The sequence below is a fragment of the Scytonema sp. PCC 10023 genome, from assembly GCF_963920835.1.
GTDB lineage: Bacteria > Cyanobacteriota > Cyanobacteriia > Cyanobacteriales > Nostocaceae > Kalymmatonema.
Genome location: NZ_CAWUDP010000112.1, coordinates 14,342 through 30,563, shown reverse-complemented (window position 1 = coordinate 30,563; position 16,222 = coordinate 14,342). Strand labels below are relative to the sequence as shown.

The 16,222-nt window shown below is 45.4% G+C and carries 9 protein-coding genes and 2 pseudogenes; 5 read left to right on the top strand and 6 right to left on the bottom strand.

The window, feature by feature from the left end:
- Positions 1–191 precede the first annotated feature (191 nt).
- Positions 192–305: pseudogene (locus ACM0OZ_RS40300) on the top strand (zinc ribbon domain-containing protein); the annotation flags it as partial.
- 90 nt (positions 306–395) lie between these two features.
- Here the strand turns inward: ACM0OZ_RS40300 and ACM0OZ_RS40295 are convergent.
- Together ACM0OZ_RS40295 and ACM0OZ_RS40290 are read right to left on the bottom strand one after the other, a co-directional pair.
- Positions 396–1,310 (bottom strand): DUF1338 domain-containing protein, encoded by a 915-nt coding sequence (locus ACM0OZ_RS40295; RefSeq protein ID WP_414588477.1) that lies wholly within the window; start codon positions 1,308–1,310, stop codon positions 396–398.
- A 416-nt stretch (positions 1,311–1,726) separates the two neighbouring features.
- Positions 1,727–3,028 (bottom strand): acetyl ornithine aminotransferase family protein, encoded by a 1,302-nt coding sequence (locus ACM0OZ_RS40290; protein ID WP_414588472.1) that lies wholly within the window; start codon positions 3,026–3,028, stop codon positions 1,727–1,729.
- A 438-nt stretch (positions 3,029–3,466) separates the two neighbouring features.
- Here ACM0OZ_RS40290 and ACM0OZ_RS40285 point away from each other — a divergent pair, with 438 nt between their 5' ends.
- Both ACM0OZ_RS40285 and ACM0OZ_RS40280 read left to right on the top strand, forming a co-directional pair.
- On the top strand, positions 3,467–3,766 hold the full coding sequence (locus tag ACM0OZ_RS40285; RefSeq protein WP_414588471.1) for an RNA recognition motif domain-containing protein: 300 nt from the start codon (positions 3,467–3,469) through the stop codon (positions 3,764–3,766).
- 307 nt (positions 3,767–4,073) lie between these two features.
- Entirely contained in the window at positions 4,074–4,409 is a 336-nt protein-coding gene (locus tag ACM0OZ_RS40280; RefSeq protein WP_414588469.1) for a hypothetical protein, read from the top strand.
- Positions 4,410–4,531: 122 nt separating this feature from the next.
- Here ACM0OZ_RS40280 and ACM0OZ_RS40275 read toward each other — a convergent pair whose 3' ends face one another.
- The 3 genes and pseudogenes from ACM0OZ_RS40275 to ACM0OZ_RS40265 form a co-directional block, all read right to left on the bottom strand.
- Positions 4,532–5,896: an RNA-guided endonuclease InsQ/TnpB family protein gene (locus ACM0OZ_RS40275; RefSeq protein WP_414588468.1), complete on the bottom strand. Its 1,365-nt coding sequence runs from the start codon at positions 5,894–5,896 to the stop codon at positions 4,532–4,534.
- A gap of 218 nt (positions 5,897–6,114) precedes the next feature.
- Positions 6,115–7,611, bottom strand: coding sequence for an aldehyde dehydrogenase family protein (locus tag ACM0OZ_RS40270; protein WP_414588467.1), 1,497 nt, complete (start codon positions 7,609–7,611; stop codon positions 6,115–6,117).
- Positions 7,612–7,906: 295 nt separating this feature from the next.
- Positions 7,907–8,470: pseudogene (locus ACM0OZ_RS40265) on the bottom strand (IS630 family transposase); the annotation flags it as partial.
- Between the two features lie 656 nt (positions 8,471–9,126).
- Between ACM0OZ_RS40265 and ACM0OZ_RS40260 the strand changes: the two are divergent.
- Both ACM0OZ_RS40260 and ACM0OZ_RS40255 read left to right on the top strand, forming a co-directional pair.
- On the top strand, positions 9,127–11,571 hold the full coding sequence (locus ACM0OZ_RS40260) for a S8 family serine peptidase (protein WP_414588466.1): 2,445 nt from the start codon (positions 9,127–9,129) through the stop codon (positions 11,569–11,571).
- Between the two features lie 290 nt (positions 11,572–11,861).
- The gene (locus tag ACM0OZ_RS40255) at positions 11,862–13,343 is read left to right on the top strand and encodes a hypothetical protein (RefSeq protein ID WP_414588465.1); all 1,482 of its coding nucleotides are present in this window, start codon (positions 11,862–11,864) and stop codon (positions 13,341–13,343) included.
- 980 nt (positions 13,344–14,323) lie between these two features.
- Here the strand turns inward: ACM0OZ_RS40255 and ACM0OZ_RS40250 are convergent.
- Entirely contained in the window at positions 14,324–16,177 is a 1,854-nt protein-coding gene (locus ACM0OZ_RS40250) for a cyclase family protein (RefSeq protein WP_414588464.1), read from the bottom strand.
- Between the last annotated feature and the right edge of the window lie 45 nt (positions 16,178–16,222).

Below are 16,222 nucleotides of genomic sequence, written 5' to 3'. Positions count from 1 at the left end.
ATGATTCCACCGTTAGGCGATGCGGAAACCGCCGCTGCGCGATCGCATCGAATGTCAGTAGACCGAAATTGGTGTAACAGCAGTTATCTTATTCCTGCCAATAATTGCTCGTGGACTAGAAAGATTAATCCCCAATGCTCCAGATAATAAGCCTGAGAAGCAATTAAAGACAGCATCAAACAAATAAGGAACGTGTTTTTGAATGCTCAAAATGCGGCTGGATTGGGGATAGAGATTTCAATGCTGCCTTAAATTTAGAGAAAATAGGGAGAGCTACTCCCGAATTTACGCCTGTGGACTGTTGATGCCGACATCCTTGGCGCTAAGTAGGAAATAAAGCCTCTCAAGCCTCATAGATAGATTTGAGTAGGTTTTATTAACTACTTTCCTATCTCCTAACTCATTTTTAATCGCGTCATTTCAAACAACTGCTGAGCATTCCTTCCCAAAAAACCATCAAACAGCACTTGCTGACCTGGTTCGACTTCCACCATATAGCGTTGGGCAATTTCATAGTAGGCATAAGTCCAGGGAATTTGAATTTCTGCATCAGTGGAATCTTCTGATACTGTTACAATTTCAGTAACTGCTTGAGTTGCCGTTTGCCGCAAACCACAAGCAACATCCCCTTCAATCTCAGCTTTCATTGGCACACCCAAGTTAGCTAAACCACGAGCCGTAGTCTCGATATCCGGGTATTCTGGAGTATTCTGGCGATTAACATAGCCTGTAAAGTGGTTGACTGCGTAACCGTGCAGCAGTACCCAAGCTCCATACTGAGTGACCTTGTTGACTTCTTCCAGTACAGAACGGTGGGGAGGTTGCCAGGGGCAAGTAAAGATTCTATGCAATTCCTTGACAAGACGTTTAGTATCAGCATCAAATGTCTCGAAAATTGCTGAAAAATGAAATAAATTGACGCCTGAGACAGTTTGATGGATCAGTTGAACAGTCTTTTCTGGCAATTCATCCACAATTAACTCGCTGATAAATAACTTAGGCAAGTCGAATTCCTCTTGCTGAGGATGGCGATAATGACGCGCGTAAAGATGACTTTCTGGAAAAGTATATTCCCCAGCCGCTTCGTAACCCAAAACTTCAGCAAGTTGTCCTAGGTAGTCAATACCCAAGTTAACCTGACCCTGTGGACTGTCCACCAGCATCCGTAAAGACCGAAAGGCAATGTGGTCATTGGCGACAGTCCCACCCGCATGAGTTATCATTTGCTGGTAGGTGCGGGCGTAACTTACCCTGGTGCTGTAGTCGTGCCAAAGCAATTCCCAAAGATGACGGGCAATTTCGGGGTTCATGGTGTTTCTGGCGATGCGTATCAGATTTATGATAACGTTACGCAAAGATGTAAAGTTGCAAAGAGTTTCTTAGCGCCTTTGCGTCTTTGCGCGAAATTTATTTATAGCGGTTCTTAATTGAGTGCAATATATCAAGAAATAAGAACCACAGATGGACACAGATGGACACAGATAAATAATTACCGAAGAAGAACGAAGGTGTCAGTCGTCATCCGTCAGAATGACTCCTGTACGACTGGCGATACGGTGAGGGTTTAAAGCCCCTGCTTTCAAGTATGGAGGAATAGAAATGCGGGGCGCATCGTATCTGAAACCCCCGGTACAGAGCGTGGGGTATTCTGACCAATGTATTCTGAATTCTGACTCCTTCTCATTTCATCCAAACCAGAAGCGCTATATATATCCCTCTTCAATAACTAAATATCTGCTAAAACTTCAAAAAGGATCTGAAGAGCTGTTTGAATTTGGTCGCTATCGATAATCAGAGGTGGACAGAAGCGAATTGCTGCTTTTCCGCAATCAAGTAACAATAAACCGCGTAAGAAAGCTTCTTGGAGAATGCGATTCCGCAACATGGGATCAAAATTCCCCTCCGAGTCCAACAAATCCACCGCTACCATCAAGCCCTTTCCTCGTGGCGGCGAAATTTGCGGAAATTGCTGCGACAGACGATGTAAACCTGCTTGCAGTAATTCTCCCATCTCGGTGGCGTTTGCCATCAAACCACTTTCCAACAGCCGCAAAGTAGCAATAGCCGCAGCACAAGCAACAGGATTACCACCAAAGGTGGTTGCATGGGAACCTGGTTGCCATGTCATAATTTCCGGACGAGCGAGAATGGCTCCCAAAGGTAGACCACTGGCAATACCTTTAGCTGTGGTAATGATATCGGGCATCACACCCCAATGTTCAATAGCAAACAGGCGTCCCGTGCGCCCCATCCCAGATTGCACTTCATCAACTATCATTAGGATGCCAAAGCGATCGCATATTTCCCGGATGCGCTCTAAAAACCCATCCTCTGGTACAATATAACCACCTTCTCCTTGTATCGCTTCGACAACGATTGCTGCAACCTCTTTAGGCGGTAGCATTGTGGGAAATAATTGTTTTTCCAGGTAATCTAAGCTTGCGTGAGTCCCATAGGGAATGTGCGTTACACCTGGAAGCAGAGGACCAAAGTTAGCTCGCTGTACTGTTTTGGAACCAGTCAGGGACATCGCGCCATAAGTGCGTCCGTGGAATGCTCCCAAAAAGGCAACTATCAGGGAACGCCCAGTGTAGTACCGAGCAAGCTTGATTGCTCCTTCGTTAGACTCTGTTCCAGAATTGCTAAAAAACACCCTTGCACCATTGGGAAACGGGGCGCGGATAGCTAATTTCTCCGCCAGTTCCACCATTGGTTCATAGTAAAAATCAGTCCCCGACATATGCAGCAGCATTGCAGCTTGCTCTTGAATAGCTTGCACAACTTCCGGGTGCGCGTGTCCAGTTGCGGTAACGGCAATTCCTGCAGTCATATCTAAAAATACATTACCGTCCACGTCTTCCACCATACACCCTTCACCGCGAGCGACAACCAACGGGTAGTCACGGGTATAGGAAGGGGAAGTCACAGCGCGATCGCGTTCTACAATAGCTTTGGCACGAGGACCGGGTAAAGAAGTGACTATGTGAGGCGATCGTGGTAAAGCTATATCAATAGGGATACTTAACATAGTTGTATTAGATTTTTTTAAGATTATTTCTGATTAAACGGTGAGAGGCGATCGCTTGCAGTAGCTTTTGATTCTATTTCGGTTGATTCTATAGCGGTTCTCACTCTTTATAAAATACAGTATGGCAAGATGGAGACTGATTTGCTTGATGGTATGCCATAAAGCCGATGTTAGATTTTCATCAAAACGGCATCACGGAAGAAACACTTCACTGCATCCTCCCTAAAAAACACTGACCTTTCAATTGCTCGGATGACTTTATGTAACAATTTGACCAACTTTCCCCCTGATAGTTACCTGATATGTCATCCTAGTAATGTGAGAATTAATTCGGTAACTGTGTTTGTTTTTTTTATTGATCGGCTTTTTCCTTTTGGTATTGAAAGACTTCTCTCCGAAATCTAAATCTCTACACACTTATGATTTTGGAGACAATTTATGTCACTTTATGTAGGCAACCTCTCTTATGAAGTTACAGAAGATGGTCTGAATTCTGTGTTTGCAGAATATGGTTCTGTCAAGCGGGTTCAGGTTCCAACTGACCGTGAAACAGGTAAACCGCGCGGTTTTGCTTTTGTGGAAATGGGTACAGAAGCTGAAGAATCAGCAGCCATTGAAGCTCTTGATGGTGCTGAATGGATGGGTCGTGACCTCAAAGTGAATAAGGCTAAGCCCAAGGAAAACAGAAGTTCGTTTGGTGGTAACCAAAGCAACAACAGCTTCCGTAACCGCTACTAACCGTAATAGATTTACCTGCATCAAAGAGGCAAAAAGTAGTCGGAGCATTTTGTTGCTTTTTGTTCGTAACCCCCGATAGCAAAGTCGAGGGCTTTCTTTGAGTATGAATCGTCCTTTTCCAAAACATCTGCTCAAGGAATAGCTGGGATGTTTTGGTCGTATAGGTCGATGAAAAATCTTTTGATCAGTTTGATAAATGTACTGGTGCCTAGAAGGCGGTACTGGTGGTTCTTTGTGAAACTAACCGCCGATACGCCCGAAGGCAGAATCAACGAGAGCAAACCATATAAAAGGAGTAGGGCAACTTATGACAAAGCAGGAATCATCGGCAAATGAAGGGCAGTATATTCACCAGCCCGGCACAGAGGCGCTCGAGACGGCTCAAGCTAAGCAAGCCGGAGCGGAGTTCAAGTGGCATCTCGGTCGAGTTACTCGTTTGGGGAACTTCGAGATTGCTGGGGGCAGAGAAGTGACCATTATCTGGGAGGAGGGAGGCGTCAGTTCACAGCAAGGTGACATCACCGACGAGCAGTGGGAAATTTTTAAGCTAGCGTTTTTGACTACTGGGCGGCTCGCTGTGCTAAGCGATCAGGACGGGGAAGACTGGATGCGCGACTACCGCTGTCTGGAGGCAGTGCGCTAAGGATTCTACAGCAGACTTCCACCTAACTGTAGCGCCTCGAAAACATAATTACTCCGGCGCAAAATACACCAAAAGCCTTTCCGGCTTATCCTGGAAGGGCTTTTATGAACTACCCCGACCTGCTACGCGGAGGTCGGGGTTTCTGCATCCCCGACAGCAGGTTGAGATTTTAGACGCTTCTTCTGGGCTAGTTGCTTCATTCCTCCGCAACTCTTGCGAGTCTTGGGTAGTGAAGTAGAGCTAGACCCATCACCGTCTGCGAGGTTCGTTCCAAACCCCGGCAGCGTTACGCCACTTGCTCCACTTGGGGGAACCCCAAGACCGCAGTGGCTTCCTTTAACCCAGTAAAGACAAACTTCAGCAGAAGCAATATCCCTATCTTGTTGGTAGCCACACTCATAGCATTGATGAATGCGTTCATCTAGTGTTTTGGAATGTTGATTGCCACATTTAGGACAAGTTTGAGAAGGTTTAACTTTTTTGGTAGGGACTTCAATGAATTGCCCACCACCTTCTTCTACCTTGTACTTAATTGCGGATTTGAGCATCCCAAAGCCAACATCTAGGATGGACTTATTCAGACCTGCCTTCTGCTTCTTTCTCTTACCTTTCTTGACTTTACGAGTCATGTTTTTGACTTCTAGTTTTTCAGTAGCAACGAGGCTATTACCGCTTGCGATTTCTGCTGCTACCTGATGAACCCAGTTTTGGCGCTGATTAGCAACCTTGCGAGTTAATTTACTTACTCGGTCAGATGCCTTCTTCCATCTTCTAGAAGCTTTAATTTTCGATTTACGATTTGGCGATCTCTTTCTACGTTTAGATTTTGAAGTATGTTTAATCTGAATTTCAGCTTTGCGTAGAAATTTAGGAGCCTCAACTAATTGATGATTCTCTCCATCAGTGATAGCCAAAGCTGACTTGCAGCCAATATCTATCCCAATAGCACCTGTTCCCAGTTCTCGCTTAATACTAGAGGCATCTACAGTGATAGAGGCGTACCATTTCCCATGGAGGTACACGATGGTGCAAGTTGTCGGGTTACCCCAGACTCTTGCCTCTCCTCTCATCTGAATTTCGACATCCAAATCGACAAGTTTTAAATAGCCATTAACACCAGTGGTGTGAGCCTTGAAGCCTTGTCGTCCATCTGGATATGTCCAACCTGAGTAGTGGCGAATTGATTTGAATCTAGGGTATTTTCCTAGCCTCTGGAAAAAGCGTTGATAGGCGAAGTCTACACGCTTTAGAGTGGCTTGCAAGCTACCAGCATTAAGCAACTTATACTCCGTCCAGACTTCTTTGAACGCTGGCAAACTGTTTTGCTGCTGGTAGTAGTCAACCTTATTTCCAAATTTTTGGTACTGAGTTTTCCGGTTAGCTAGTGCCGAGTTATAGAGTTCCTTGTGCATAGCCCTGCAATAGCGCAGTTTTTGTTCCTGCGTTGGCGTGGGATAGAGGCGAAAAGTAACTCTTCGTGTGGGCATTGGCTAAACAAAAACTGTAAATAATATGATACCAAACTGTTTGGAAAAATAAAAGGCATCGAGCCTTTCATTTTTCCCGCTTACCGCCCCTCCTTACTTCGTTGAAGGAGGGGCGGTAAGCGGTTGTGTTGTAGGGTGGGGATTGCCCACCATAAACTCAAATGCTAGAGGATGCTTATCACGAAATAGCCCTTTGTCCCGTACTCATGAAGAATTCCCTAGCTACGGTTATCTATTTGAGCACGTTGCAAACTTCCAGAGAAGTCTACGTACACTGTCTTCCATTCTGTAAACACATCCAATACAGCAGTACCAGCTTCCCGGTGTCCGTTACCAGTTTGCTTAACACCGCCAAAAGGTAAATGCACCTCCGCGCCAATGGTAGGACCATTGATGTAAGTGATCCCTGCTTCGATATCGCGCATGGCGGCGAAAGCGCGGTTGATATCGCGGGTGTAGATTGAAGAAGAAAGACCGTAGGGGGTATCGTTCAGGATGGCGATCGCCTCCTCAAAAGAGTTCACCTCGATAAGCGCCACCACCGGTCCGAATATCTCTTCACGGGCGACTCGCATTTCGGGAGTGACTTCATCAAGAATCGTGGGTTGAAAGAAGTAACCGTGTTTTAGTTCTGCCTCGGTTGCTATTTCTCCACCGAGCAACACCTTTGCGCCTTCTTCACGGGCAATATCCAGATACTTGCTCACCCGTTCGAGTTGAGATGCATTTACCAAAGGTCCCACATCAATATTGGGATCAGTTCCTGCACCTAAGCGTAACTGACTGGTACGCTCTTTGAGCATAACGGTAAATTTCTCTTTGATATCGCGGTGCAAAAGCAAGCGACTGGTTGCAGTACATCTTTGACCGGCAGTTCCAAATGCACCCCAAACCGCACCATCGAGAGCAAGTTCTAAGTCAGCATCTTCCATAACAATTTGGGCATTTTTGCCGCCCATCTCCAAACAGACGCGCTTGTGAGTCCGTCCGCAAGTTGCGCCAACAAAAGCACCCGTTTCCGAAGAACCGGTAAAAGATACTAAGTCAACCTCAGGATGCTCAACTAAAGCTTTGCCTGCTTCTTCTCCCACTCCATGCACCAAGTTGATAACTCCGGGTGGCAAACCTGCTTCGGCAAAAATCTCAATAAGTTTTGTTGCACAAGCGGGGGTATCTTCAGCGGGTTTGAGGATGACAGTATTACCGCACACCAACGCCGGCATAGCTTTCCAACAAGGAATGGCGACTGGGAAATTCCACGGAGTAATGAGGGCGCAAACTCCGATGGGCATTCTTACCGTCATGGCGAATTTGTTGGGCATTTCCGAGGGAATGGTTTGCCCAAATAGCCGCCGTCCTTCACCAGCACTGTAATAGGCGCAGTCGATACCTTCTTGGACATCTCCCCGCGCCTCTGTTAGGGCTTTACCCATTTCCCGACTCATGAGTTGGGCAAGTTCTTCTTTGTGCTTGAGTAAGAGCTCTCCCACTCTCTGAATATATTCTGCTCTTGCTGGAGCCGGGACGAGCCGCCAGGTACGATATGCCTTGCGGGCGGCTGCTACCGCTGTATCTATATCTGCTGCTGTGGAACGCGGGAAAGTGGCAATAACTTCTGTGTAGAGAGCAGGGTTGCGACTTTCTAGGGTAGCTCCCCGTGCGGCACTCAACCATTGACCATCTATATAATTGCGGCAAGTCAGGGGAGTGGTCATAACCAAGACCTCCAGCTCGTAATCTACTGAAAGCACTAGTTTCGCTTGCTTTATCGATGATAGTCAAGTGACTTAGTGATGTTTTCAGGAGGAGCAGCACAAAGTGCATATGTTTATTTCAACTCACACTATTAATAAGCAACAAGGTTAGCAAACAAAAAATTACCTTCTGCTTTGTTTATAAATTAAAGAGTGCATCAAATGAAAATAAATTTTAAACCAATACGAGCAATTGTTGCTCTTGTTCCATTTGCCCTTTTATAGCAATAGCCAGATTACTTAGGACGCTCCCGCGTAAGACCTGTTCCATTGTCTCTCGAAAAGTGCCAAACTGCTCGATTTGTTTGCGAATTCGACTTGTAAGCCACGACCAGCATTTCTCAATTTTGTTGAGGTCTGGGGAATAAGGCGGTAAATACAAGACTTCACAGCCAGCATCTCGAATCAACTGTTCAATACGTCCACATGCCGTGAAAAGTGGCATTGTCCATTGTCACAACTTGCCCTGGTTTAAGTACAGGTACTAAGCACGTTTCTAACCAAGTCTCAAACACATCTCCCTTCCTTGACCCCTCAACTGTAAAGGGAGCTATCAACTGCTGATGACACAATGCCGCAATTCCTTTTCACCCGCCCTTGGCGTCGCCCAGACTTGAGGGTATGGAACCGCTCTCCTCGCTTATTTCAGCCATACCGATAATCATCTCGACTATCCATACCAGACTCATGGATATAAACAATTTGATCGGAGTTAAGCTGGGCTATCTGAACAATAAATTCTTGGCGTTTAGACTTGCAGCGTTCTTGATAGCCGTAGGTCTTTTTTTTGCGTGAAACCAATTTTATGTAACTCACGGGAATTAAAGTGATTTTCAAAGTTTTATTGCTGATTGGCGGAAAAACTGCATAAGTTACTGTCACTTGCACCTATTTATTAGTTTAGATATTTAAATTATCATTTTTGTTATCTATCTAAAGGTATATTATTTATAATTACTTTTTTTAGGTAGATATTTGAGAAGTTTTTATGTAAAAATGGCTTTTAAGACTACATGAAACTCATGTGAGTCATGCCAAGAAAGGTATTTTACAAAGCCAATAAAAAGGCTAACTATAGAATTGCCAGAAAGTGAATATAACTTGTTGGAAAATTATTGTTTAGACAAGCAAGAATCTAAACGACAAGTCATACGTTTTTTGATACGCAGTTTGAACAGTCTTAATTACTAGCATATTCTCCTTTTTTATTTTGTAAAATAACTAATTAGTTTGGTTTAATTTGATTAAACCTTGGTTGAAGGTATTTCCTATTCCTCAACTTTCTCTTGGCTTTGACCGTTTAATTGGTATCATGAATACCTTCCACAATCATCTATTTTTGTCCCTTTGGAAAGACTATTTCTATTTTTCCTCTGCCTAGAGTGGCCTAGAGTGACAAAAGAAAGATTAGAAGAGGGCTAATCTGAGTTTGTATTTCAGCACTTGTAATACTTTAGCTTTATAAAGAGAGAAACCATGAAGAAAATTGATGCAGGTTTGGATTTTATTAAGCACTTGACTCCTAAAGAACGTCTAAATGTTGCAGCCAAGGTCAACTATATGGCATTTATGGCTGCGTCAACTGAGGGTGCAACTCCTGAGACACGCATTCAAGTTTTAATTCAAGTGAAAAACCCATCAGAAGCACTGAATATACCAGGTGTGTTTCTCCGTAGTGCAGTGGGTAACATTCTTAGTGCTCAGATTACCCCTGAAGCCATTGAACACCTAGAGATGCACTCAAATGTTCAGTATGTCGAACGAGGTTCACCTTTAGGCTTGCAAGCAACTGTTGAGACTTCTTTCAACAATGTAAAAATTGAAGTCACATCTAGTCCTCTCACTGAGACAGGAAAAGGAGTCATTGTTGGTATTATTGATTGGGGATGCGATTTTACACATGGTGATTTTCGCAATGAGAGCGGTAGCCGGGTTTTGTATTTCTGGGATCAGACTGCTACTCCTGGGTCAATTGGACGCCCTCCCTTGGGGTATAGTGGTGGAGTTGAATTTACTAAAGAACAGTTAGATCAGGCTCTCTCCCAGACCAATCCGTTCGCAGCGCTTAGCATTGAGCCGCCGGATATTGGGGCTCATGGCACTCATGTCATGGGAATTGCTGCTGGCAATGGGGGCGAGTCACCCGATGTAGGCGTACGCGGAATTGCCCCTGAAGCAGATATCATTTTTGTCCAGCCCAATACTGGCGATACTAATATCATTGGTGGTTTTGGAGACTCTGTTAATCTGGCTGAGGCAGTAAAATACATTTTTGAGAAAGCAAGTTCGCTCAATAGTCCAGCCGTAATTAACATGAGTATGGGCACTAACTCTGGTCCACATGATGGCACAACGCTTGTAGAGCAATGGATTGATAGATTACTGGGACAACCAGGAAGAGCTGTCGTTATGGCTCTTGGCAATGAACATCGGCAAGGGTTAATCCATACTCACTCCGAAGGGCAACTGGCAACGGGAGAGACAACGACGTTGTATTGGAGAGCACGACCGCAGGACTTCACACCTAATGAGGTAGAAATTTGGTATTCTGGTCGGGATATATTTGTGCTTGAGGTGGTTTTGCCTGATGGTAAGTCAGTTCCAGTCGTTGAGCCGAATAATTCTGCCATTTTTGATGTAGGTCACATTGGCACCCGTGTTTACATCAGCAATGAATTAAACTCTCCCTTAAATGGCGACAATCGCATTAACGTCATTGTTCTCTCGCCTGAAAATACGCCTACGGAAGCAGGTGTTTGGCAACTTCGGTTAACATCTCGACTATCGCGGGAGGGAACCTTCGATGCTTGGATTGAGCGCGAATCTCCTGCTTTCATTTCTAGCTTTATTGGTGGAACCTACATCCGCCGTAAGACTCTTGGGAGTATTCAGTCAGCACGACACCCTATTACTGTCTCAAATTACGACGCAGAAACAATTACCCTTGCTGATTCCACAAGTTTTGGCCCAACACGAGATGGACGACGGGCACCAGTAGCCGCTGCACCAGGAGTGAATATTTTGGCAGCTCGGTCAAGGTATCGAGAAGCTCCTAACCCTTTAGATCGAACGCCTTATGTTGCATATACAGGAACAAGTATGTCGTCTCCTTACACAGCGGGAGTCGTGGCATGTATGTTACAGAAGAATCCAAGCCTGACTGCATCCCAGATCAAGGGTATTCTTGCGGCTAATGCAAAACCTGCACCAGGATACAGCTATGATTACCGTAACGATTGGGGGCATGGGCGGGTTGACCCAATCGATACCCTTGCTGCAACCCCTGCTGCTTCAGAAGTTAACCAACCTAATATTGAACCTGCTCCTTGCCCACTTATCGAATCTCAACCTGAAGGACCCTTTTATCGTCAGGGGTCTCCATTTACTACGAACCTTTACCCTGAAGATTCTACTGGATTATTAGTCGTCTTTAGTGGAACAGTATCAAACACAAACTGTGAAAAGATTGCAAATGCCCTTATTGACGTTTGGCAATCGGATGACAAGGGCGCTTATGACAATGATGATCCAGATAATCCTCCAGCACCAGACTTCTTCCGGTGTAGGGGGCGTATGAAGACTGATGAGAGTGGCAATTTTACTTTCAATACTGTTATTCCCAGTAACTATCAACCTGACCCAGTGGGAAATCCCTCTTGGTTTCGTGTCAAGCATATCCATTTCAAAGTTTTTGCTGATGGATACCAACCATTGACAACGGAGGTCGGTCTTGAGCCAGATGATTTCGTGAATAGCGACTTTTGGCTGAAGCCTTCGTTACTGACAAAGCTTGTTGAAATAAATGATGGCACGCATTCAAAACCTTATCTCAAAGCACATTTTGACTTTGTTCTGAATCGTCTTTCCAAGCGAGGTTATGTAGAAGAAGCAACTCAGCGTGGCTTATTTTTCAGAGGCTGAAATAAAAAGTATCGATCCGAGATGTATGTAATTTCCGGCAAGATGGTCTGAAAACCCACGCAGGGCATGGGTTTGAATAATTGCTACATCAAAGTCAAAAAAGCCGTTATTTACAACGGGAAATCAAGCCTTTTCAGATCATCTTGCAGGTTTTTGGTCATATCTCGTCTCAATACTGGCTGGAGCTACGTGGCGAATGATGCCACACCGCAATAGCTACCCGTTCTTGGACTCGTCAGTGACGAGCGTCAAGGGTTTATTGATTAGCTGTTTCTATTTAAGGAAAAATTATGTTTTCAAATCCATTCGTCGGCACCTGGACCTACCGCAGCTTTCATAACAAGCCTGAAGAGATATCAGATTTTAACGACATTCGATTGTGGCAGGCGACACTTACACTGTACGAAGATGGTTTGAACTTGTTAAAAGGTCAAATCGCTGCTGGTGAGTACACATTAAATATCTACGGAGCCATGACTTTTGAGGATGGTACTCCAACTATCCGGTTGCGAGCAGAGGGGATAAAAGAAACCGCAACCGCAGGGTGGGTGTACAACTACTCTGGAATTTTGGTACCAAACTGGCCGGACGGAGATAATCAGCGGCCGACCATTGTCGGAACTGTTATTCGCACCTTACCCCACGAGCCCGAACGGTTAGCCGGGCAGACATACTCGTTCATTGCTGTCAATCAAACTGTACCCTCGGTACCGTATCAACTTCCTGAAAAGGTTCTCATGCACTTTGCAGATCGGTTGCACCGACTTCACCATGCAGTATGGCATGGAATTCGGAGTTCTTGGAACGACCTAACACAAGATGAGCGGGACGCAATCACAGCACTCGACTGGCAGATTGATGGGGACAGGGTAGCATTATACACGTCGAGGGAAAAGACACGACCAGTTATTACCAACGGTTCTGGGGAAGACTTCCTGTTCTTCCACCGACAGATGGTTACCCAGTACCAGAAGTTGATGGCTGAGTCTGGGGCAGAGCCAATTCAATGGGTGGAGATTCCCCAACCAGGAGCAGGTGGTCCGACTAGTCCGAACACTGTGCCCTCACCTTGGGCAGTGCCAAGATCTCGAAACTTCGAGCAGCGGCTAGCGGCTTTAAAGACAAATGAGTTCTATTGGAGCCGGATGCGGTGGTGGGATTATCAGTTCAAGGACTCAACCTATCTGTCCACACTAACCCTTGGGGAATTGGGGGCACTAATTGAGTTCAGCGTCCATAATGATATGCACATCCGTTGGTCTGCTGCTCCACGAGACCCAGATACAAATGAACTATTACCCCTTGGGCGACCGGATCATGAAATCACACCCAAGTGGGATAATCCACGGTACGACTGGCTTGGGGAATTCTATTCATCCCACGTCAACCCGGTGTTCTGGCGGCTGCATGGGTGGATTGATGACAGAATTGAAGACTGGTATGCAGCTCATGAGTTGAAACACCCTGGGGAGGTAAAGCGAATGGAAAAGGGTGGCGTGCAGTGGTTCGAGCCGAGCCGATGGGTCCAAGTTGAACATCCATGGGTATGGCCGAAGTCATTAGGAGGATACGAACACGGACACGACCACGGACACGACCACGGACACGAAGATCCGGAGCTACGAGCCAAGCGAATCGCTAGTATGGAAAAAGTCATGGCGATTTTGTTCCCTCCTGAACAAAAATTGGCTCCGAGTGTGCTCACTACCGAACCTGCTGCTCTAGTGGCATCGGAACAGCTTGCGTTTCGGACAAGCGTAGTGGGCTTCTAAATGGGTAATGTTCTAGTCCTGTGGATGGCATCAGACGGCTCGACCAAATTCGTAGCAGTTGCTGCTCGAGTCACACTGCCTGAGCTAATCCTATTCCAGAACGTGGCTTGTCTAATGGCAACATTCTCTAATATTTCAATGGGTTAACTGTCCCACTTTTGACTGTTAATGGGACAGTCTACCCCACAAAATTTTGGGTTCGCCAAGAAGAAAAAGCAAGAGTTAGTAACTTTGCTATCTACAGGTTAATTTTAAAAACTAACCCTCAGTCCAGTTTTCGCACGCGATCGCCTCTGATGAACGCACCGTGTCATTACTGCCGACTGTATAAGACATAATCGCAAAGTAAGGCGATTTATCAAGCATGTCTTATTGGTATCGAAGGAGATTTTTTATGCTTTGGAGAGATAAGTAAAATACATAGAGTTTAATCAATGATATTTTCACATTTATTAGATAGTAACTTATAAAAATCGGCGTTAGTAAGAAAAAAGTAAGAAACAGAATTTTTTAACTAGCTAAAAAGCTTGATATATAAAGGTTTGGGGTAGGTACGACCGCGCAGCATTGCGCGGTTGCAGCTGAAAAAATTCCTTAACCTACAGAAAACCTTACACAGATGCGGAAACTGTTTTTATTTACTTATTTATAAATTATCATATTTGTATCTATAAAAAGAGATACAATTTTAGTTTTCTTTTTAAGAGACTATATTAAGGGACTGCCTTGCTTGCTAGAAAAAAGATAGTATCACCGTAGGCTTAAGCCTACGTAGTGGCTTTCATCGCCGCAGCTGTTGCCGAGGGGTTTTCAGCCTACCTCTTATAAACTTTAAGCTGGTTCGTAGAATAATTTTCCTTCGCACAGTTGAGTGAGGTTAAAAAGCGATGGAGGGTGAGACAAAGAGGAGATATTCCCTTTGTCCCCCCTTTTCCCTTGATCAAAAAAAATCATCACACCAATATGCAACACCTGTAAATTTATGGCACAAAGGCCAACACCCCAACTGGAGAACCAGAACCACCACGCAACCGCAGCACACCAATTGCCAAAGTAGCTCCTGTTGGCGGTAACTGATCCAAATTCGTCAAATTCTCCAGCACAATACCCTGTCTTTCCAACACCAAGCGATTAGTCGCAAAAGTGGTATCTTGCCCTGAATCTACCCCATGAGTATCAATTCCTACTCCAGCAATTTGACGTTCCTCAACTAAGAACCGCGTAGCATCGCTACTAAACCCAGGAAAATGAATACTCCCTTGAGCATCCTGGTTAAAAAAGGCATTTTTATCCCACCATTTCTCTTGCCAACCTGTATACAGTAGGACTACGGAACCAGTAGGAATTTCACCGTATCGTTGCTCCCAAGCCAGAATATCCTCAACACATAGCGTGTAATCCGAATTCCCCAGCGCCTTTTCCCGAATATCAATAACTACCGCAGGAACTACCAGCGACTGGGCAGAATATTCGTCAATTCCCACACCATCAAGGTGAAAGCTGTTGGGAGCATTGATATGAGTGGCGCTGTGTTCCCCCATAGAAAAACGCCGCAGATAATAACCATCCTTATATAATTCCGCCACAGTCTCAAATTCTACTGGCGGATCACCTTGCCATTGAGGAATATCAGTGTCAATCACATGACTCAGGTGTATCACCCGCGAGTAGGAGATAAGACCCCCCTCAATCCCCCCGCAAGCAAGGGGAAAATTAACTCCCCTCTCCGCTGGCGGAGAGGGGTTGGGGGTGAGGTTCCGAGAGATTAACCTCAAGAGCGTTGCTTCCATAACAGCACGAGTTTGACCGGTCACAGTAAATACCAGCGCCTCGCGGTAGACTCGCTGTGCATCGTGAGAACTATGTAGAGCAGCACCACTGGAAACAGTCACCGCTGCATGAGCTATTCGCGCTGCTAAATCAATCGCCCAAGCCCGTAATTCCAAACGTTCAGCCAATTCTAAACCTGAATTATTTTGTGCTTCCTGAACGGCGGTGCGACAGTTCCTCAGTTCCTGTTGAAGAGAATCAAAAGCATTGGTGATAAAAGGCAGCGATTTTGTACGCGCGACAGACTCCAAAATATCTAAACCAGCAAAAGCGCATCCTGTAGCCAGAAAAGTGGCGCGAAGAACATTTTTTTTATCGTTTTCGTGAATCCAACCAGCAGGCTTAATAAAAACGACACTTTCAGCAGGTAAGAACCAATTTTTCAAGCTGGCGGTTACGGTGTTGGTTGATGTCATAGCCGCCAGTTGTGCGGGAATTGAAAGTGTCAGCGTACCTCCTGACTCTTGATGTATTTCTCGCAAAGGCACAACACCGAAAACAGCACCACCATCTGGTAATGTGGCGGCGACAATAAACTCGCTGAAAAAGCCCTGTCCTGTCACCCAAGGAACAACCCCATTGAGTTGATATCCTCCAGGTACTGGTATAGCTAGAGTCAGCGGCTCTCCTTCGCGCCGAAGCTGGGAAAAGCCAACACCCAGTAAAACTTCACCGTTGCTCATACCGTGGAGGTATTTTTCCTGTAGCGAGGAGTTGCTACTAGCAACGAGCATACCAGCAGCGCTTTGGTGTTGAGTTTGCAGAAACGCTAAAGCACCTGAATATCTGGCTACCAGTTCTTGAAAGCTGCCATATGTCTGTTCGCTGACTTCTTGTCCACCCCATCGGCGTGGAACCAAGAGCGCTAGCATACCCAATTCCCCAAAACCTCGAAGTGCTTGAAATAAAGCAGTTGGGTTGCAATCTATCTCGTTAGCTAATGGTGCAACTTCTTCAAGCAAGTAGGACTTGGCTGTATCTAGGAGAGAGTGATGATCCTTCACGCGTCACGGTTGCAAAGGTTTGTTAACTAGCTTTATCCTTTATGA